The 20,670-nt window shown below is 39.8% G+C and carries 17 protein-coding genes; all 17 read left to right on the plus strand.

What is annotated here, in order from left to right; genetic code table 11:
- The first annotated feature begins 40 nt into the window (after positions 1 to 40).
- The 17 genes from KQ486_RS08575 (at position 41) to KQ486_RS08655 (ending at position 20,668) form a co-directional block, all read left to right on the plus strand.
- Entirely contained in the window at positions 41 to 1,747 is a 1,707-nt protein-coding gene (locus KQ486_RS08575; protein WP_216687384.1) for a proline--tRNA ligase, read from the plus strand.
- A gap of 73 nt (positions 1,748 to 1,820) precedes the next feature.
- Entirely contained in the window at positions 1,821 to 6,110 is a 4,290-nt protein-coding gene (locus KQ486_RS08580) for a PolC-type DNA polymerase III (protein WP_216687385.1), read from the plus strand.
- Positions 6,111 to 7,096: 986 nt separating this feature from the next.
- Positions 7,097 to 7,570 carry a ribosome maturation factor RimP gene (rimP, locus tag KQ486_RS08585; RefSeq protein WP_216687386.1) on the plus strand — a complete coding sequence of 158 codons (474 nt, stop codon included), beginning with the start codon at positions 7,097 to 7,099 and terminating at the stop codon, positions 7,568 to 7,570.
- Between the two features lie 16 nt (positions 7,571 to 7,586).
- Positions 7,587 to 8,696, plus strand: coding sequence for a transcription termination factor NusA (gene nusA / locus KQ486_RS08590; RefSeq protein ID WP_144159278.1), 1,110 nt, complete (start codon positions 7,587 to 7,589; stop codon positions 8,694 to 8,696).
- A gap of 16 nt (positions 8,697 to 8,712) precedes the next feature.
- A complete protein-coding gene (gene rnpM / locus KQ486_RS08595) occupies positions 8,713 to 8,985 on the plus strand; it encodes an RNase P modulator RnpM (RefSeq protein ID WP_144159275.1) in 273 nt (90 codons plus the stop codon).
- On the plus strand, positions 8,978 to 9,277 hold the full coding sequence (locus tag KQ486_RS08600; RefSeq protein ID WP_144159272.1) for a YlxQ family RNA-binding protein: 300 nt from the start codon (positions 8,978 to 8,980) through the stop codon (positions 9,275 to 9,277). Before rnpM ends, KQ486_RS08600 begins: the two co-directional genes overlap by 8 nt.
- A gap of 17 nt (positions 9,278 to 9,294) precedes the next feature.
- On the plus strand, positions 9,295 to 11,652 hold the full coding sequence (gene infB, locus KQ486_RS08605) for a translation initiation factor IF-2 (RefSeq protein ID WP_216687387.1): 2,358 nt from the start codon (positions 9,295 to 9,297) through the stop codon (positions 11,650 to 11,652).
- Positions 11,649 to 11,927, plus strand: a complete 279-nt coding sequence (locus KQ486_RS08610) for a DUF503 domain-containing protein (RefSeq protein WP_144159266.1) — start codon at positions 11,649 to 11,651, stop codon at positions 11,925 to 11,927. Before infB ends, KQ486_RS08610 begins: the two co-directional genes overlap by 4 nt.
- Before the next feature lie 24 nt (positions 11,928 to 11,951).
- The gene (gene rbfA / locus KQ486_RS08615) at positions 11,952 to 12,305 is read left to right on the plus strand and encodes a 30S ribosome-binding factor RbfA (RefSeq protein WP_144159263.1); all 354 of its coding nucleotides are present in this window, start codon (positions 11,952 to 11,954) and stop codon (positions 12,303 to 12,305) included.
- Positions 12,306 to 12,424: 119 nt separating this feature from the next.
- On the plus strand, positions 12,425 to 13,336 hold the full coding sequence (gene truB, locus KQ486_RS08620; protein ID WP_216687388.1) for a tRNA pseudouridine(55) synthase TruB: 912 nt from the start codon (positions 12,425 to 12,427) through the stop codon (positions 13,334 to 13,336).
- 15 nt (positions 13,337 to 13,351) lie between these two features.
- Positions 13,352 to 14,296, plus strand: a complete 945-nt coding sequence (locus tag KQ486_RS08625) for a bifunctional riboflavin kinase/FAD synthetase (RefSeq protein WP_144159257.1) — start codon at positions 13,352 to 13,354, stop codon at positions 14,294 to 14,296.
- Positions 14,297 to 14,426: 130 nt separating this feature from the next.
- On the plus strand, positions 14,427 to 14,696 hold the full coding sequence (rpsO, locus tag KQ486_RS08630; protein ID WP_144087787.1) for a 30S ribosomal protein S15: 270 nt from the start codon (positions 14,427 to 14,429) through the stop codon (positions 14,694 to 14,696).
- A 186-nt stretch (positions 14,697 to 14,882) separates the two neighbouring features.
- The gene (gene pnp / locus KQ486_RS08635) at positions 14,883 to 17,000 is read left to right on the plus strand and encodes a polyribonucleotide nucleotidyltransferase (protein WP_144159254.1); all 2,118 of its coding nucleotides are present in this window, start codon (positions 14,883 to 14,885) and stop codon (positions 16,998 to 17,000) included.
- Positions 17,001 to 17,491: 491 nt separating this feature from the next.
- Positions 17,492 to 18,712 (plus strand): M16 family metallopeptidase, encoded by a 1,221-nt coding sequence (locus tag KQ486_RS08640; RefSeq protein WP_144159251.1) that lies wholly within the window; start codon positions 17,492 to 17,494, stop codon positions 18,710 to 18,712.
- Between the two features lie 31 nt (positions 18,713 to 18,743).
- Positions 18,744 to 18,983: a YlmC/YmxH family sporulation protein gene (locus KQ486_RS08645; protein WP_144159248.1), complete on the plus strand. Its 240-nt coding sequence runs from the start codon at positions 18,744 to 18,746 to the stop codon at positions 18,981 to 18,983.
- Positions 18,984 to 19,176: 193 nt separating this feature from the next.
- A complete protein-coding gene (dpsA, locus tag KQ486_RS08650) occupies positions 19,177 to 20,052 on the plus strand; it encodes a dipicolinate synthase subunit DpsA (RefSeq protein ID WP_144159245.1) in 876 nt (291 codons plus the stop codon).
- 22 nt (positions 20,053 to 20,074) lie between these two features.
- A complete protein-coding gene (locus tag KQ486_RS08655) occupies positions 20,075 to 20,668 on the plus strand; it encodes a dipicolinate synthase subunit B (protein WP_144159242.1) in 594 nt (197 codons plus the stop codon).
- Positions 20,669 to 20,670 lie beyond the last annotated feature (2 nt).

Below are 20,670 nucleotides of genomic sequence, written 5' to 3' on the forward strand. Positions count from 1 at the left end.
CGTCATGGCTTTACGGTATAATTAGATTGAGGTGAATGAAATGAGACAAAGCAATTTGCTAATTCCGACTTTGCGGGAAGTTCCAAAAGAAGCTGAAATCAAAAGTCATCAATTGCTTTTAAAGGCAGGTTATATTCGTAAATTGGCATCAGGAGTCTATAATTTCTTGCCACTTGGTAAAAAAGTACTTCGGAAAGTTGAGAAAATCATCTTGGAGGAAATGAATCGATCCGGTGCGCAAGAGGTTCAAATGCCGACCATACAACCAGCTGAAATTTGGGAAGCTACCGGTAGATGGTATACGATGGGCGGAGAATTAATGCGTTTGAAAGATCGTCACAACAGACCATTCGCGTTAGGAGCTACTCACGAAGAGGTAGTCACCACATTGGTCAAAGATGAAGTGACATCTTATAAAAAGTTACCTTTTACATTATATCAGATACAAAATAAGTTCAGAGATGAACAAAGACCTCGTTTTGGCTTATTGCGAGGCCGAGAGTTTTTAATGAAAGACGCATATTCTTTTCATGATAGTTTTGAATCTCTTGACGAAACTTACCAAGCACTATATGATGCCTATTCGAGAATTTTCGATCGGTTGAATTTGAATTACCGTGCTGTAATCGCTGATTCTGGCGCAATGGGTGGTAAAGATACGCATGAATTTATGGTTCTTTCTGAAGTAGGGGAAGATATCATTGCTTATTCAGACACCTCGGACTATGCAGCAAATATTGAAATGGCTCCGGTAGCCGATCAAGGTGAGAAACCTGATGTGCAACCGAAAGAGTTGGAAAAGGTTGCCACACCAAATGTAAAAACGATGCAAGAAGTAGCTGATTATTTAGGACACACATTGGCAATGGGCATGAAGGCCATAATGTTTAAAGTGGATGGCCAATTTGTTTTGGTTGTCATCAGAGGTGACCACGAAGTCAATGATGTGAAGTTAAAAAACCTATACAATGCAGATATTGTTGAGTTGGCAACGGAAGAAGAGACTCGTGAAACAGTCGGAGCTGGTTTTGGCTCGCTTGGCCCTGTAAAGTTGCCTGATGCAGTAGATGTCGTTGCAGATTATGCGGTTCAATATTTAGTGAATGCAACTTGTGGTGCAAACGAGGATGGTTATCACTTTAAAAATGTCCAACCAGAAAGAGACTTCCATGTGAGTCATTATGCGGATTTGAGATTCATCCAAGAAGGTGACCCGTCTCCAGATGGACAAGGAACGATTGAATTTGCCAAAGGCATTGAAGTGGGTCATATTTTTAAACTAGGTACGCTTTATGCCGAAAAACTTGGTGCAGAATATCTTGATCATAACGGTAAATCTAAGCCATTTATCATGGGATGTTATGGGATTGGTGTATCTCGTGCGCTTGCCGCGGTTGTGGAACAATTTGGTGATGAGAATGGTATGAACTGGCCGAAAGAGATCCGACCATTTGATATTCACTTGCTTAATTTAAATACAAAAAATGATGAACAAGTTGAATTGGCCGATCAACTATATAAACAATTGCAAGATGATGGTTTCGATGTCTTATATGATGACCGAAAAGAACGGCCGGGTGTTAAATTTAACGACAGTGATTTAATTGGCATTCCTTATCGATTTGTTATCGGAAAAGGTGCCAGTGAAGGGTATATTGAATTTAAACACCGTCAAACAGGTGAACAAAAAGATGTGAAGATTTCCGAGCTTACACAGTTCATCGAACAACTGAGGGAGAATGAATAGGTATCAAGTAAACAGGACCCTTGTCAATTTATGGCAGGGGTCTAAATGAATTATAAAGGGTGAGGGGAAAGGTATGGACAACTTTTCAAAAGAGCGACTACAGCTATTGATTGAACAAATCCAATTGCCTGAGACGATTGTTCATGAATATTTTTCAGAAACAACTTTACAGAAACTGACCGTCTTTAAAGAAACGAAAACATGGCAATTTCAATTACATAATCCAAAGCCCTTTCCGTGCGAAGTCATTGAAGTTTTTTCGTTAAAGCTTCGGGAGGCTTTTCAACATATCGCGGAAGTCAATTTCATGGTGACAACTGAACAGAGTGAGTTGGAAGAAAAAGAAATCATAAATTATTGGAATTTATTTATATCCTCCATCGATGATCTCTTTCCGGCGTATAAAGATTTTGTCCATTCTCAACAACCACAGTTGAAAGGCAATGTTATTCTTCTTTGTGCACGAAATCAGATGGAAGCCAGTGCAATCCAAAAGAAACTCTCGCCATTGCTTAAATCTTTTTGCCAGCAATATGGCTTAAAAAATTACCAGCTTGATATGGAGATTATCCAAAACGACGAGGAAATCGAACAGTTCCAGCAGGAGAAACAGCAGGAAGAACGTACGTTGATTGAAAAAGCCATTCGGGATCAAGAAGAAAAAGCGAAACAAACTATTGCGGCGGAACCTTCCAATGCTCCGGTTAAACTTGGACAGACGATTCAAGAGGAACCGATTGAAATGCAGCATATTATCGAAGAAGAAATGCGCCTGGCCATTCAAGGCTATGTATTCGATGTCGATATTCGGAATTTACGGTCGGGTCGTGATTTGTTGATCATCAGCGTGACAGACTACACAGACTCACTTCAAATTAAAATGTTTTCTCGTGGAGAAGAACAAAAAGAAGAATTTAAAAAGCTACAGCCTGGTATGTGGATCAAAGCACGTGGTGGAATCCAAACAGATAACTATACACATGAACTTGTCATGATGGGTACAGATCTTGTTGAAATCAAGCCAAAAGTCAGGCAAGATATTATGGATGATAAGCGTGTGGAATTGCATGCGCATACAGCCATGAGTCAAATGGATGCGACTGTATCAGCTGAACGTCTCATTAAGCAAGCAGCTGATTGGGGTCATTCAGCAATTGCAATTACGGACCATGCTGTCGTACAATCTTTCCCGGAAGCCTACAATGCCAGCAAGAAACATGGCATCAAAGTATTATACGGCCTTGAGGCCAACTTGGTTGACGATGGCGTGCCGATTGCTTATAACGAACAAGCGATTGACTTGGATCATGCGAATTATATTGTGTTTGACGTTGAAACAACGGGTCTATCTGCTAACTTCGACAAGATTATCGAATTGGCTGCCGTCAAGGTACATCAAGGTGAAATTGTCGATCGCTTTGAGCGATTCGCAAATCCACATCAAAAGCTAAGTGATACAACGATTAATTTAACTGGGATTACAGACGATATGGTTCAAGATGCACCGGAAATTGAGGAAGTAATGAAAGATTTCCATCAGTGGTGTGAACAAGATATATTGGTCGCACATAATGCTAGTTTTGATATCGGGTTCATTAATGCAGCCTATCAACGAATGGGAATTGAAAAGGTAACGAATCCAGTAATCGATACATTAGAATTGGCCAGATTTTTATTACCTGACTTAAAAAATCATCGATTAAATACGTTGTGTAAGTTTTTAAATATTGAATTAACACAGCACCACCGTGCGATTTACGATGCGGAAGCGACAGGGTATATGCTTGTCAGTTTATTGAAGATGGCAAAAGAAAAAGAGATTTTGAATCATAATGAGCTGAACCGTTATGTTGGTGAAGGAGACGCATATAAGCGCTCCCGTCCGTCTCACGCTACATTAATTGCTCAGACACAAGAAGGACTAAAAAATCTATTCAAACTAGTTTCAATGGCTCATATCGATTACTTTTATCGACAGCCTCGAATTCCTCGTTCCAAGCTGAATAAGTTTCGCGAGGGGATACTAGTCGGTTCAGGGTGTGATCAAGGAGAGCTATTCGATACGGTTGCACTAAAATCAAAAGATGAAGCAGAGAAAGTGGCTGAATTCTATGATTTCATTGAAATTCAACCACCGAGCAATTATGCACATCTAATTGAGAAAGAACAAGCTCATTCAATGGGCCATATTAAACAAATGCTGAAAACAATTGTCGAAATCGGAGAAAAACAACAAAAGACAGTTGTCGCTACAGGTAATGTTCATTACATTGAACCACATGAAAAACAGTACCGAAAAATTTTGATTGCATCTCAAAGTGGGAATCCGTTGAATCGTCAAACACAACCGGATGTTCACTTCCGTACAACGGATGAAATGCTAGAGCTTTTTGATTTTCTCGGTGAAGAAAAAGCTACAGAAGTGGTCATTACGAATACGAATGCCATAGCAGACCAAATTGAAGACATTAAGCCGATTAAAGATGACTTGTATACACCGAATATCGAAGGCGCCGATGATGAGATCAGACAAATGTGTTATGACCGTGCAAAAAGTATTTACGGAGATGACTTGCCTGAAATTGTAACAAGCCGCTTAGAAAAAGAACTAACAAGTATTATCGATAATGGGTTCTCAGTAATTTATTTGATTTCCCAAAAACTCGTTAAAAAATCATTGGATGACGGCTACTTAGTTGGTTCAAGGGGTTCTGTTGGTTCATCATTCGTTGCTACGATGACCGAGATTACAGAAGTTAATCCTCTGCCACCGCATTACGCATGTCCGAATTGTAAGAATCATGAATTTTACACAGATGGCTCGGTAGCTTCAGGATTTGACTTACCCGAAAAAGATTGTCCAGCATGTGGTACAGCTTATCACCGTGATGGTCAAGACATTCCTTTTGAAACGTTTTTAGGTTTTGAAGGTGATAAAGTCCCTGATATTGATTTGAACTTCTCTGGTGACTATCAACCGAGGGCACACCATTATACAAAAGTATTGTTTGGCGAGGAAAATGTCTATCGTGCAGGTACGATTGGTACGGTTGCTGAAAAAACGGCGTTTGGTTATGTGAAAGGTTATGCACAAGATTATGGCCAACACTATAAGCAAGCCGAAATCAATCGGTTAGTGAAAGGCTGTACAGGGGTCAAGCGGACAACGGGTCAGCACCCAGGGGGCATTATTGTTGTGCCTGATGATAAAGAAATCTATGATTTCACACCAGTCCAATTTCCAGCGGACGACCGTACATCAGAGTGGAAGACAACTCATTTTGATTTCCATTCGATCGACAACAATTTATTGAAACTGGACATCCTTGGACACGATGATCCGACGGTAATCCGTATGCTACAAGATCTGACTGGAATTGACCCACAGACTGTACCGCCGAATGATCCGGAAGTGATGAAAATTTTTAGTGGCCCTGAACCACTCGGCGTATCAGCGGATCAAATTTTGTGTAAAACAGGAACATTAGGTGTTCCGGAGTTTGGTACTCGGTTCGTTCGACAAATGTTGGAAGACACGAAACCATCATCTTTTGCTGAGCTTGTCATTATATCTGGTCTCTCGCACGGATCCGACGTTTGGCTTGGTAACGCACAAGAATTGATTAATGATGGGATTTGTGAAATTGGTGACGTTATTGGTTGTCGTGACGACATCATGGTTTATTTGATGCATAAAGGGCTGGAAGCATCGCTAGCATTTAAAATTATGGAGTTCGTACGTAAAGGTAGAGGACTTCAAGATGAATGGATTGAAGAAATGAAAAAACATGGTGTGCCCGACTGGTACATCGAATCTTGTAAAAAAATCAAATATATGTTTCCGAAAGCCCACGCCGCAGCCTACGTATTAATGGCCGTGCGAATTGCGTATTTCAAAGTCCATTATCCAATTTATTTTTATGCAGCTTATTTTTCTGTCCGGGCGGCAGATTTTGAGCTTGATACAATGGTTAAAGGCTCAGAGGCATTGAAAGCGCGGATCGAAGAGATTTTAAGCAAGGGCAATGATGCGACTCCGAAGGAAAAAAGCTTATTGACGGTCTTGGAAATTGCATTGGAAATGAATGAACGAGGGTTTAGTTTTCAAAAAGTAGATCTTTATCGCTCAAATGCCAAAGACTTCATTGTTGATGGAAATACACTTATCCCGCCGTTCAACGCTGTTGATGGATTGGGAACAAATGCGGCAATTAATATCGTCAAGGCTAGAGAAGAAGGAGATTTTCTTTCGAAACAAGATTTGAGAGAACGCAGCCGATTATCTAAAACGGTTGTCGAATATTTGGATGATCATGGTTGCTTAGAAGGATTGCCGGAGGAAAATCAGCTATCGTTATTTTAGTGAATTTCTATAAGGACATAGAGTTTCTACATGAAAAAACAATGCTTTAACCTTAAATGAAAATTTACCTGCGTACACAGCTGCAATCCTCGGTAAAAACCGCCGAGTGGAATTTCGTTCGGCTGAGCAGAAGTAATATTCGTTTAAATCTCCCTTATTCTATACATGCAACCCGGCTGTTGAGGCAGCCGGGTTTTGTTATGGTTTGCAAGTATTTCGATATATGTGACCAAACTAGAAAAATATGGGCTTATTTCTCCGTATATGTGCCCTGCTTTCATCGATATGTATCCAAGTGCAAGTTATATGTAACCGGTCGAGCGAAATATGATACCAAGATAGCGATATATGGTCCGTGCACTGGATTGGACAACCTTTGAATTGGATTTGCGACCTACTATCAGAAATATGAGCTACTTCATTCGTATATGCGCCCAACTCTGGCTGATATGCTCCCAAGCAAGAATTATATGTGACCGAATCTAGGATTTATGAAACCAAGTTAGAGCTATATGAGCCGAGTGCTTCCTGGCCTACTCTCGAATTTTACATATAACCTTTTTAAATAAATCTGAGCTTGGCTCTTCTTCTATGTGCCCGAAACTAACCGATGGGCGGCGACCCTATTCTTGCATTTAAATGAAAGTTATGATATATTTCAAATTGGTTATACTAAGGATACCTTTACGATGAAAGAGTGGGCGCGTCCCACTCTTTCGTTTTACCCTGAATGCGTCTTATGAACGTTTACTGGATGCATTTTGATTCGATCAAGATGCACCATTTCTTTTTCCCTGCTGGTTTTTCAGCAGGGATAATTTATGAAACAAGGTTTCTACGGAAAAAAATCAACCATTTACTTACAGTGCTCTGGTTTGGAATATATAGGACAAAAACGATGTAAACAAATGCACAACTGTTCGCTCGCGATAAGTTTTCGCGGGTAGCGATTCTTTCAAAAGCATTTTTCTAAGGAGGATTGTCACATGAGTAAAAAGATCGAAGGCATAACAGAAGAGCTTGCACAGCCGATTGTTGATGAATTAAAGTTGGAATTAGTGGATGTTGAGTTCGTGAAAGAAGGTAAAAATAACTTCTTGCGTGTCTATATCGACAAAGCAGGAGGAGTCGACTTGGAAGATTGTGAACAAGTCAGTGAAAAGCTCAGTGAACGATTGGATGAAGATGATCCGATCGATCCTGCTTATTTTTTGGAGGTGTCATCTCCAGGTGCAGAACGGAAGCTAAAGACTAAGGAAGCGATTCGTCAGCATATTGGTTCTCATGTATATATCAAGACATATGAACCTTTTGCAGGAAATAAAGAATTTTATGGTGATTTAATTAATTTTGAAAATGATTTCGTCCACATTCGATACCGAGAAAAAACGCGGGAAAAAGAGATTGAAATTCCGTATGCAAAAATTGCATTAGCTCGACTAGCGGTATCTTTTAACTAAGGGAGGTAAGAGAGTTTTGAAAACTAATTTATTCGAAGCCATTAATTTATTGGCGAGTGAAAAAGAGATTGATAAGGAGATTTTGCTAGAAGCCTTAGATGCAGCAATCGTTTCTGCTTACAAAAAGAACTTCAACTCTAAAACAAATGTTCGAGTTGAGATGGATGAAGAAAATGAAACGATGAAAGTTTACTCCAGAAAAGATGTCGTAGAAGATGTTCAAAATGAAGATCTGGAAATAAGCCTTGAAGAAGCCAAAGAACTGGATGTCAACTATGAAATCGGTGATGTCGTTGAGCAAGAGGTAACGCCAAGGAACTTTGGGCGAATTGCGGCACAAAACGCGAAACAAGTTGTCACGCAAAGAGTTCGTGAAGCTGAACGAGATGTCATCTACGAAGGTTTCATCGACCGCGTTGACGATATTATGACAGGTAAAGTCCAACGTATGGATGCTCGTAACCTATACGTACATTTAGGTAAAATTGAAGGTAAACTGCCACTGAACGAAATCATGCCGACAGAAAGCTATAAAGTGCATGATCGGATCAAAGTGTATGTAACAAAAGTTGAAAAAACAAGCAAAGGACCGCAAGTTTATCTCTCACGGACACATCCAGGTTTGTTGAAGCGTTTATTCGAGATGGAAGTGCCAGAAATATATGATGGTATTGTGGAAATCCGATCCGTTGCCCGTGAAGCGGGAGATCGGTCTAAAATCAGTGTGTTTGCAGAAGATGAAGAAATAGACCCAGTAGGCTCTTGTGTAGGTCAGCGAGGACAGCGTGTTCAAGCGATCGTAGATGAGTTGCAAGGGGAGAAGATTGACATCGTCCATTGGTCCGAGGACCCTGTTGTGTATATCTCTAATGCACTTAGTCCGTCTCGCGTAACCGATGTTCTGGTTAATGAAGAAGAAAACGCGACAACAGTTATCGTTCCAGACAATCAACTTTCATTGGCAATCGGTAAAAGAGGCCAGAATGCTAGACTGGCTGCCAAACTGACAGGCTGGAAAATTGATATTAAAAGTGAAAGTGATGCTGAAGAACTTGGTTTATTTGATATGGAGCAAGCAACCGAATTAGATCATGAGATGGATTCCGTTGACTTTGAAGAAGAATAAGTAGGGGTGTTTTTAAATGAATAAAAGAAAAAAACCTTTACGTAAATGTGTCGTTACGAACGAAATGCTCCCGAAAGAGGAATTGATTCGGGTTGTCCGGAACAAAGAAGGGGAAGTATTCGTTGATGAAACCGGTAAGAAGAATGGCCGAGGAGCATATATAAAGAAAGACCGCGAAGTCATTGAAAAAGCGAAAAATAGTGGCCAATTAAAAAGGAATTTGAATACTTCAATCGATGAGTCCATCTATAACGAGTTGTTCAAACAAGTAGGTTCTGAACATGTCTAATTATTTAAACTTGTTGGGGCTCGCCAATAGGGCTAGAAAGCTAGTTCATGGTGAAGGAACAATCGTTGAAGGCATCCGAAACAAACAAGTGAAGCTTGTTCTGATTGCTGAGGATGCATCAGATAACACACAAAAGAAATTAACAGATAAATGTAAAAGCTATCAAGTCCCCTATGTCATCATAGACAACCGTCAAGTACTTTCCAAAGCAATTGGTAAAGAAGGTAGGGTGGCTGTAGGGGTTACAGACGCAGGTTTTTCTGAGAAATTATCAGAATTGTTGCGGGAATAAAACTCGGGGGTGAATGTATGAAAAAAATGCGCGTATATGAATATGCCAAAGCAAACAACCTAAAAAGCAAACAAGTAATCAATCAGTTAAATGAGCTTGGTATTGAAGTATCCAATCATATGACAGCCATTAGTGAAAATACAATTCGACAATTAGATGAATCTTTAGGTAATACAAATAATCAGGGTCAACAAAGTGACCAATCCAATACGAAACAACAATCAACAAAGAAAGAAGCGACAAAACCAATAAATACGAATCGTTCAACACAAGAGAAAAACAACAAACAAGGTCAAAAAAATGAAACAGCTAATCATGCTGGCAATCAAAAAAACAAGCAACATTCCCAACAAAAGCCACAGAAGCAGCAGAATAACAATCAACAAAGAGCGCAAAATAGCAATCAACAGAGAACACAAAACAACAACCAGCAAAGATCACAAAACAACAATCAACAAAAAACTCAACAAAATTCAAAACAACAGAACAAACAATCGAATCAGCATAGATCAAATAAACCAACAAATCAACAACGACCGAATAATCAACGGAACAATAAACGCAATTTCCGAAAAGGAAAACAAAATCAGCAACAGAAACAGCCTAAACAGGAGATTCAGCTTCCAAAGAAAATTACTTATGAAGGATCGTTATCTGTTGGCGAATTAGCTGAAAAATTAGGCAGAGAATCCTCGGAAATTATTAAAAAACTTATGCTACTTGGGGTCATGGCGACAAAAAACCAACAGCTTGACTCAGAAACCATTGAATTAATCGGTGAAGATTATGGTGTTGAAGTAGAGGAAGAAGTTGCTGTTGATCAATCAGATCTTGATAACTATATCGAACCAGATACTGAGGAAGAATTAGAAGAACGTCCACCTGTTGTTACTATTATGGGTCACGTTGACCACGGAAAAACTACATTACTTGATTCGATCCGTAAAACGAAAGTCGCTACAGGTGAAGCTGGTGGGATTACACAGCATATCGGAGCCTATCAAATCGATCAAGATGGGAAGAAAACAACATTCTTGGATACACCTGGTCACGCTGCATTTACAAGCATGCGTTCACGCGGAGCGAAAGTTACTGACATTGCCATTTTAGTTGTTGCGGCAGATGATGGTGTCATGCCACAGACAGTTGAGGCAATCAACCATGCGAAAGCAGCTGAGGTGCCAATCATCGTTGCGGTCAATAAAATGGATGTTGAAGGTGCTGACCCGAACCGTGTTATGCAGGAGTTAACGGAATATGAATTGATTCCTGAAGACTGGGGAGGAGAAACGATTTTCGTTCAGTTGTCCGCATTGAAAAATGAAGGAATTGATGAGCTGATCGAAATGATTAACCTTGTTGCAGAGGTTGAAGAGCTTAAAGCCAATTCAAATCGCTTGGCATCAGGGACAGTCATTGAAGCTCAACTTGAAAAAGGACGAGGCAGTGTCGCTACATTGCTCGTGCAAAATGGTACCCTCCGAATCGGTGAACCATTTGTTGCTGGAAATGGATATGCAAAGGTACGTGCCATGGTCAATGATTTAGGTGAGCGAGTAGATGAGGCAGGACCATCCACTCCAGTAGAAGTGACAGGTTTCCAACACGTACCAAATGCAGGTGATCCTTTCGTCGTTTTCGAAGATGAAAAGAAAGCGAAGCAAGTGGCAGACCTGCGTGCTGAAAAACAAATTGCTGAAGAACGTGACTCCAAAGGAAAAGTCAGTCTGGATGATTTATTCGAACAAATTAAGCAAGGTGATATGAAAGAAATAAATATCATTATTAAAGCTGACGTTCAAGGCTCTGCAGAGGCTGTACAGTCATCCTTGCAAAAGATTGAAGTCGAAGGTGTTAACATCAATATCATTCACACTGGAGTTGGAGCAATTACCGAATCAGATATTATCCTGGCTTCCGCATCCAATGCCATTGTGATTGGCTTTAATGTCCGTCCAGACAACAATGCGAAACGGGCAGCTGAATCTGAAAAAATCGACATTCGACTACATCGTGTCATTTATAAAGCGATCGAAGAAATGGAAGCTGCCATGAAAGGTATGCTTGACCCTGAATATGAAGAGAAAGTGATTGGTCAAGCAGAAGTCCGTGAAACCTTTAAAGTATCAAAAGTTGGTACAATTGCAGGTTCTTACGTTACGGATGGTAAAATCACACGTAACTCAGGTGTCCGAGTTATTCGAGACGGTGTTGTTTTGTTTGAAGGAGAAATTGATTCATTAAAACGATTTAAAGATGATGCCAAAGAGGTTCAACAAGGTTACGAATGTGGTATTACAATTGTGAATTTCAATGATCTTAAAGAAGGTGACATTATCGAGGCCTTCATCATGGAGGAAATCGAACGCAAATGATCGGCAGTGTAAGGGTTGAATGCATGTTATATGATGTCCATTCACTGAAAGAGAAACGTTCGATTATCAAGCAGATCACCCATCAAATTCACAAGCAATTTAACATTAGCATTACAGAAATAGACTTCCATGACCTATGGCAACGTTGTGCGTTTGAGATGGCCACTGTATCTGTCGATCAAGTGATGGCAGAAAAAATCTTGCGGCAAGCTGTTAATCTAATTGACGAGCGGTCAGATTTAGAGGTCACAATCGTAAATTATGAATGGCTGTAATGAGAATATAGAGGTGAATTATCGATGAGTAATATTCGGGCCAATCGTGTCGCTGAGCAGATGAAAAAAGAGTTAGGCGACATTTTAACCCAAAAAATTAAAGATCCACGCATTGGATTTGTTACGGTGACGGATGTAGAAATTAGTCCGGACCTCCAAGAATCGAAAATTTTCGTTTCTATTTTTGGAACTGAAGAAGAAAAAGAACAAACGCTCGTTGGGTTGGCTAAATCAAAAGGTTTTATTCGCTCAGAAATCGGAAAACGTATTCGACTAAGAAAAGTGCCTGAGATTTCCTTTGAAATCGATGAGACAATCGAATATGGAAATCGAATCGAGCGAATTATCCGCAACCTAAATGAAGAGGACGAATCATAAAATTAAAATTTTTAAACGTATAGGAAATAAAATGAGGAGGATAGGCAATGAACTGTCTATCCTTTCCATTTTAGGTATACATAAAGTTTAAGTTTAGAAAGCATAGGAGGGAATCGGTTTTGAATGGTGTCATTCCACTATGGAAACCCGCAGGCATGACTTCTCATGACTGTGTAGCGCGAATCCGTAAGTTGTTACGAATGAAAAGAGTTGGTCATACAGGTACGTTGGACCCAGAAGTGGAGGGGGTTTTGCCCATCTGCATCGGTAAAGCCACGAAGATCGTTTCCTTATTAACAGACTCCGTTAAAGTATATGAAGCCGAAATTTCATTAGGTAAACAAACAACGACAGAAGACCAAACAGGCGAAGTCGTTGCAAAGGCTGAAGTCGATTCTGGTCTTACATATGATGCGTGTATAGAAGCCCTAGAGAGCTTTCAAGGAAGAATACGTCAAATTCCACCGATGTATTCAGCCGTTAGAGTAGAAGGCAAGCGGTTGTATGAGTATGCGAGAGAAGGAATCGAAGTCGATAGACCTGAACGGACAGTGACGATTCATGAAATTGATATGCTTTCCAAAGAACTTGAGCGAGTCGATCAAGACGATGTCCGATTTATTTTCCGGGCCGCATGTTCAAGTGGTACATATATTCGGACGTTATGTGTTACTATTGGAGAAAAGCTAGGATATCCAGCTCATCTATCCAAACTAGTACGAACTGAAGCGGCTACAATCCATGCATCGGAAACCGTAACTTTTGAAGAAATTGAAGAAGCTATTGAGCAAGGGCAATTAAATAAATGTATTCGAACTTTATCTCAAACTCTTACCTTTTTACCGACATATACACCGAAAGACGATGAAGAAGCAAAGAAGTTCAGACAAGGACAAGTGTTTCCGACATTTGCGGAAATGGCAAATGACGCTTATATCAAAATTGAGCAACCTGATCAAAAGGTTATTGCAATCTATCAAAACCATCCAACAAAAGATGGATTGATGAAACCTTTTAAAGTTTTCGAGTAAGAAGAAGGTGTAAAAATGGAAGTCATTCGATTAAATTATCCAGAGGATTATAAACGAAACCATTTAAAGCCATCTAGTTTGGCAGTTGGTTTTTTTGATGGTGTGCATCGGGGCCATCAACAAGTCATACAAGCAGCAATTGATTACGCTAAAGAGAATAATCTAGAGTCGGCTGTTATGACATTCGACCCACATCCACTGGCAGTCTTGAAAAATGAACCGTTATCGAATTTTTTGTTGACGTCATTGGAAGAAAAGAAAGCAATTTTTGAAAAAATGGGCATTCGATATTTATTTGTTGTTTCATTCACTAAAGAATTAGCGAAACTTACGCCTCAAGAATTTGTTGATAAATTCTTTATCGATTTGTCCATTCACCATGTTGCTGCTGGGTTCGATTATTCTTTTGGACACAAAGGTGCAGGGAAAATTCACGATATGGATCAATATGCTCGCGGGAAACTTTCCTATACAGTCATAGATAAAGTTACTTTTGAAAATGAGAAGGTCAGTTCAACAAGAATTAGAGAATTATTAGATCAAGGGCAACCAAACCAAGCGAATGAGCTGTTAGGAAGATCCTATACATTAACGGGTCACGTCGTTAAAGGTTACCAACGGGGCAGGGAAATCGGTTATCCGACGGCTAATTTGGAAATCGATGAAAGCAGAGCTATTCCCAAGGTTGGTATTTACGCAGTAACAGCTATCGTCCAAGGCCAAAACTATGACGGAATGGCAAGTATTGGTTATAACCCAACATTCGAAGAGAAACATGAACAACCGATCATAGAAGTTCATTTATTTAATTTTGAAAGTGATATCTATGGTGAGTCCATGCAAGTGTCGTTTTGCTCTTATATACGGGACGAGTTGGCATTTGATGGAGTGGACGAGTTAACGCAAGAATTGAAAGAAGATGAACGAAAAGCGAAAGAAGCTTTGAAAAATAATCAGTAAATGACTTGCATTTTTTGCTCATAAAATGTAATCTTTATAGTGTAAGAAATAACCTTACTCTTGGCATAGCGAGTTCTCCGTCGGATGCGAGGATTAAGGGGTTTTCAATAAAAAGTAGGAGGTGAATAGGATGGCAATTTCACAAGAGCGTAAGAATGAATTGATTAGTGAGTTCAAGACACATGATAACGATACTGGTTCACCAGAAGTTCAAGTGGCTATCCTAACTGAACAAATTACAACCCTTAACGATCATTTGCGTGAACATAATAAAGATCACCATTCACGCCGTGGTTTGATGAAAATGGTTGGTAAACGTCGTAATCTATTAAATTACTTACGTAAAAAAGATGTTCAACGTTACCGTGAATTAATCCAAAAACTTGGACTGCGCAGATAAGGTACAGAAAAAGCGGGGACTATTTCCCGCTTTTTTCTTTATGAATAAAAGAATGATTAAATGCTTACTACGTGCGTTTTTTAATCAGTCAAGCGGTTTTACATACGACTAAATGCGTATTAAAATAGATAAATGGAAAGCATATGAAAACGAAAACGATGTGACTTGAGAGGAGTAGTAATAAATATGGCGAATGAAATGAAATCATTTTCGATCGAATTGGCCGGTCGTAAGCTATCGTTCGAAATTGGTGAAGTGGCCAAGCAAGCAAATGGAGCCGCAATGGTCCGATACGGAGACACTTCCGTACTTGTAGCTGCGACTGCTTCCAGCCAGCCAAAAGACTTACCTTTTTTCCCACTGACAATTAATTATGAAGAGAAGTTATATGCAGTTGGTAAAATTCCGGGAGGGTTCTTGAAAAGAGAAGGAAAACCAAGTGACAAAGCTGTTTTGACCTCCCGTTTAATCGACCGTCCAATCCGTCCTTTATTTGCAGATGGATTTCGGAATGAGGTCCAAGTGATCAGCACAGTCATGAGTGTAGAACAAGATTGTTCATCTGAAGTTGCAGCGATGATCGGTTCTTCCCTAGCATTATGTATTTCGGATATCCCATTTGATGGCCCGATTGCAGGCGTTCAAGTCGGACGAGTTGATGGGGAGCTACTCATTAACCCTACAGTTGAACAAATGGAGAAAAGCGATATTGACTTAACGGTTGCAGGCACGAAAGATGCCATCAACATGGTTGAAGCAGGTGCTCAAGAAGTGCCTGAAGATGTCATGCTAGAAGCCATCATGTTTGGTCATGAAGAGATTAAACGACTGGTCGCATTCCAAGAAAAGATTGTCGAAGAGGTCGGAAAAGAGAAAATGGAAGTGACGCTCTTTACGCCTGAAGAATCGATCGTCGAGGAAGTGACACGTAAAGCGAAGGATCAATTAATCGATGCCATTCAGACACAAGAAAAGAAAGCGCGAGAAGAAGCGATTGATCAAGTAAAAGATTCAATTATCGAAGAATATGAAGAGCAAGAAGCAGAAGCAGACACCATTAAACAAGTAAAATCGGTGTTGGACTCTATTGTTAAAACTGAAGTTAGACGCTTAATTACAGAAGAAAAAGTACGTCCGGATGGCCGTGGAGTTGATGAAATCCGCCCATTATCTTCCCGAACCACTGTCCTTCCACGCACACATGGTTCAGCTATGTTTACACGTGGACAAACACAGGCACTAAGCGTATGTACATTGGGCGCATTAGGAGATGTACAAGTGTTAGATGGATTAGGTCTGGAAGAATCCAAGCGATTTATGCACCATTACAATTTCCCACAATACAGTGTAGGGGAAACAGGTCCTATGCGTGGCCCAGGCCGTCGGGAGATTGGTCACGGAGCACTTGGTGAGCGAGCATTGGAACCAATCGTTCCAGATGAAAAAGACTTTCCATATACAATTCGTTTAGTATCTGAAATCCTTGAATCAAACGGTTCCAGCAGTCAAGCGAGTATCTGTGCAAGTACGATGGCGATGATGGATGCGGGTGTGCCAATTAAAGCCCCTGTTGCAGGTATTGCCATGGGACTTGTAAAATCAGGTGAAAATTACACTGTCCTGACAGATATTCAGGGTATGGAAGATGCTTTAGGTGACATGGACTTCAAAGTAGCTGGTTCAGAAAAAGGTATTACGGCACTTCAGATGGACATTAAAGTCGATGGCTTATCTAAAGAAATTTTAAAAGAAGCGATGTCTCAAGCGAAAAAAGGACGTATGGATATTCTGAACCATATGTTAGAGACAATAAATGATCCACGAGAAGAATTATCTCCGTACGCACCAAAAATCGTATCGATGACGATTAACCCAGATAAGATTCGTGATGTCATCGGACCGAGTGGAAAACAGATCAATAAGATTATCGAACAAACAGATGTAAAAATTGATATCGAGCAAGACGGAACGATTTTTATTTCTTCTACAGATACGAGCAAGATCGAGGAAGCCAAGAAAATTATCGAAAACTTAGTACAAGAAGCAGAAGTCGGTAAGATTTATCTTGGTACAGTCAAACGAGTTGAGAAATTCGGTGCATTCGTCGAAATCTTCAAAGGTAAAGAAGGTCTCGTTCATATCAGTGAGTTGGATGATAAACACGTGAAAAACGTAACGGACATCATTGATGTCGGTGACGAAACACTTGTCAAAGTAAAAGAAATCGACCGACAAGGCCGCGTCAATCTATCCAGAAAAGCTGCATTGAAGGAACAAGATGCCAAGGAAGAGAAAAAAGATTAATAATATGACATTACAATCACATTGATTTAGCAAAAGAGCTGGCATTTGACCAGTTCTTTTTTTAAGTCTGCTGTGCTAAACTGTTTCTTGAATAACAAGAAAACTTAACGAATGTGAAGGTTGAGATAAAATATATCAAGTGAACGATGAATGCTGATGATATGAATCGAGCATTATTTTTGTCTTGGCCTTTATCTTTATGGCTCTGTTAATGTCCGTTCTTGATATTGTGATTCGGTACTGGTGACCGCTTTTACCCAAAGGAGATAAGGCGATATCCGCGATCACTTGCAGTGGCTTCCGCGTTGCAAACAGGACGTGTGCGGTTGTAGCGGAAGTTCCTTTATTTCTTAACCCGCTAGAGTCGTCACCAACGCAATCACAATTCAACAACTCTGTGCTACATCACTAAAAATCAACACGAAGCTTTAACAAAGCCATCTTTATAAGGAATATTGGTTATTATTTGTGTAAGAATTGGAGAGGATTGGATGGTTGTAAAGGACAAGTTAGCTAATGGGGTACGAATTATAACTGAAACCTTACCCGAGTCAAGATCCGTCTCGATGGGCATTTGGATCTTGGCTGGATCCAGAAATGAAACGAACGAAAAACAAGGGATCTCGCATCTCATGGAACATATGATGTTTAAAGGAACGGAAAAGCGGACAGCTAAAGAAATCGCAGAAGCATTTGATTCCATCGGAGGCGATGTGAATGCTTTTACCAGCAAAGAGTATACCTGTATATTTGCGACGGTTCTTGATCAACATGCTGATTACGCTTGGGAAGTTTTATCAGATATGTTTTTACACTCTACATTTGAAGAAGAAGAGTTAGAGAGAGAGAAGAAGGTAATCGCTGAAGAGATAGATATGATTGAAGATACGCCGGATGATATCATCCATGATTATATTCATGAATCCACATTCAAAAATCATCCACTCGAGCAATCCATCTTAGGAACAAAAGATTCTCTCTTTCAAATATCAAGAGATGATCTTTTGAATTATCGTGAAAAATATTACACTGCAGAACGAGTCGTTGTATCTGTTGCAGGAAATCTAACAACCTCACTTTCTGAAAAAGTTTCAGACTCACTAATAGAGCTGCGGAAAGGCGCAGCAGTTGAAGGTTCTTTTTATTCAACTTTTCATCCATCGAATACAATTGTCAAAAAACCATCTCATCAATCACATTTCTGCTTGGGCTATCCTGGTTTATCAATGAACGATGACAAATTATACCGTATGTCAATCTTGGAAAATATATTAGGTGGTAGTATGAGTTCCCGTCTTTTCCAGCAAGTGAGAGAAGAGCATGGATTGGCTTATTCGATTTTTTCCTACCATAGTACATTTATGGATAATGGATTATTGGTTATTTATGGAGGGACAAATCCAGATCAGCTAACTGAAATGGAAGAAATTATTCACTCAATTGTTAAAGACTTTACGACTACTGGTATAAGTGAAAGAGAAATGCGACAGACAAAAGAACAATTAAAGGGACAATTGATTCTAGGCTTAGAGCATTCTAGTAGTCACATGCAAAAAAATGGTCGGATGGAATTACTCGGGTTGCCTTATCAAACTCCAGATGAAATCGTACAAAAAATTGAAGAGGTTTCTCTAGCCGATGTTAATTTATTGGCTGAGCAATTACTGAATACCGAGCCTTCTCGTGCATTGATTCAACCTGAAAACGTATAAATAGAATAGATACGTTAAAGGAGGAGAGTCCATGCGATTTCGAGAACTATCAGGGAAAGAACTGATTGATGCAGATCATGGCACCCGACTGGGCGTTTTAGGGCAGACAGATTTGAATATTAACCCAGTGGACGGAATGGTTGAGGAAATTATCATTCAAGATTATAACTTACTCGGACTGCGAAAAGGAGAGACAGGTACAAAGATTAAGTGGACAGATTTAGAGGTCATTGGTGATGATTTGATTGTTGTCAAACGGAAAACAGAATAACGTGAAAAACAGTGATGTATTTACCGAACCGAGTTGATCAGAGACACGGTTCGGTTTTTTTAATTTATATATAAACGTTTAATGCTGCAATGAAAATACACCATTATAGGAATTCAAAAATGAGCAAATCACACAAAACGGTCTATTACATACGATATATCGAATGAATGACATGGTCTGAGGAGTTGAAAAAATGTTAACAGGTAAGTCAGTTTTATTTGTGGGTGGTGATGCACGTCATCTGGAAATGATGGAACAACTGATCTTGGCGGACGCAGATGTGTATGCCATCGGTTTTGAAGGAGCAAAAGATCAATTGTCCGATGTGAATTTTATCCATGCCGAGCAAGTTTATAAACAAGAACTTTCAGCAGTCGTATTGCCGATAACTGGGTTGGATCAAGATGGCTATGCAGAAGCCCATTATGCAGAAGAGTCCCCACATCTTACAAAAGATTGGTTTAACGAACTGCCGGACGATTGCTTTTTGTTCACCGGAATCATGACCCCCTATCTAAAAGAATTAGAAGCGTTTAAAGGAATGATTGTGCCTTTATTTGAACGAGATGATGTAGCAATCTACAACTCAATTCCAACGGCAGAAGGTACACTCATGTTAGCGATTCAATATACAGACTTCACGATTCATGATTCAAATATTATGATACTAGGTTTCGGAAGAGTCGGAAAAACGTTGGTCCATTCATTTAAAGGGCTAGGAGCAAATGTGTCGGTCTCATCCAGATCGACGATAGATTTAGCAAGAATTTTCGAGTATAACTGCAAGCCCATTCCGTTAGAACAGTTGGATGTGAACCTTCAGGATTGTAATCTTTTGATCAATACAATTCCTGATGTTGTTGTAACGCCCACAATTATTCGCGCACTGCCCGAAAATAGTATGATCATTGATTTAGCTTCCAAACCTGGAGGAGTTGACTTCCGATATGCGAAGCGGATTGGAGTTAAAGCGATTCAGGCGCCAGGATTACCAGGTATCGTCGCGCCGAAGTCTGCAGGTAAGATTTTAGCACATGTCGTTCATCATATTTTGAATGAAGAAGAATAAAACCAACAGGAGTGAATGTTTCATGGATTTAAAAGGTAAACGAATTGGATTTGGATTAACAGGGTCTCACTGCACGTATGAACAGGTATTTCCTCAAATCGAAAAACTCATGGAATTGGGAGCGGAGGTTGTCCCAATCGTTTCTTATACGGTTCAAGAGACGGATACAAAGTTCGGTAATGCAAAGGATCATTTGGAACGAATTAAACAAATTACTGGAAAAGAACTTGTCAAGACAATGCCTGAAGCAGAACCGCTTGGACCGCAAGCGCCACTGGATTGCATGATCATTGCTCCGTTGACTGGAAATTCATTAAGTAAATTTGCGAATGCATTAACGAACACACCGCCACTCATGGCTGCTAAAGCGACATTGCGTAATGGTAGTCCTGTTGTCTTAGCTATTGCAACAAATGATGCACTTGGGTTAAATGCAATGAATTTAGGGAAATTATTGGTGACTAAAAATGTATTTTTTGTCCCGTACGGTCAGGACCATCCTTATAAAAAACCTGATTCACTCGTTTCGCACATGGAATTGATTCCAGAAACGATCGATGAAGCAATCAATGGCAAACAATTACAACCGATTATGCGTAATTATGACATTGTGTGATT

Origin of the sequence: Allobacillus halotolerans (assembly GCF_018967645.1) — a bacterium.
In the GTDB taxonomy this organism is placed as follows: domain Bacteria; phylum Bacillota; class Bacilli; order Bacillales; family Alkalibacillaceae; genus Allobacillus; species Allobacillus halotolerans.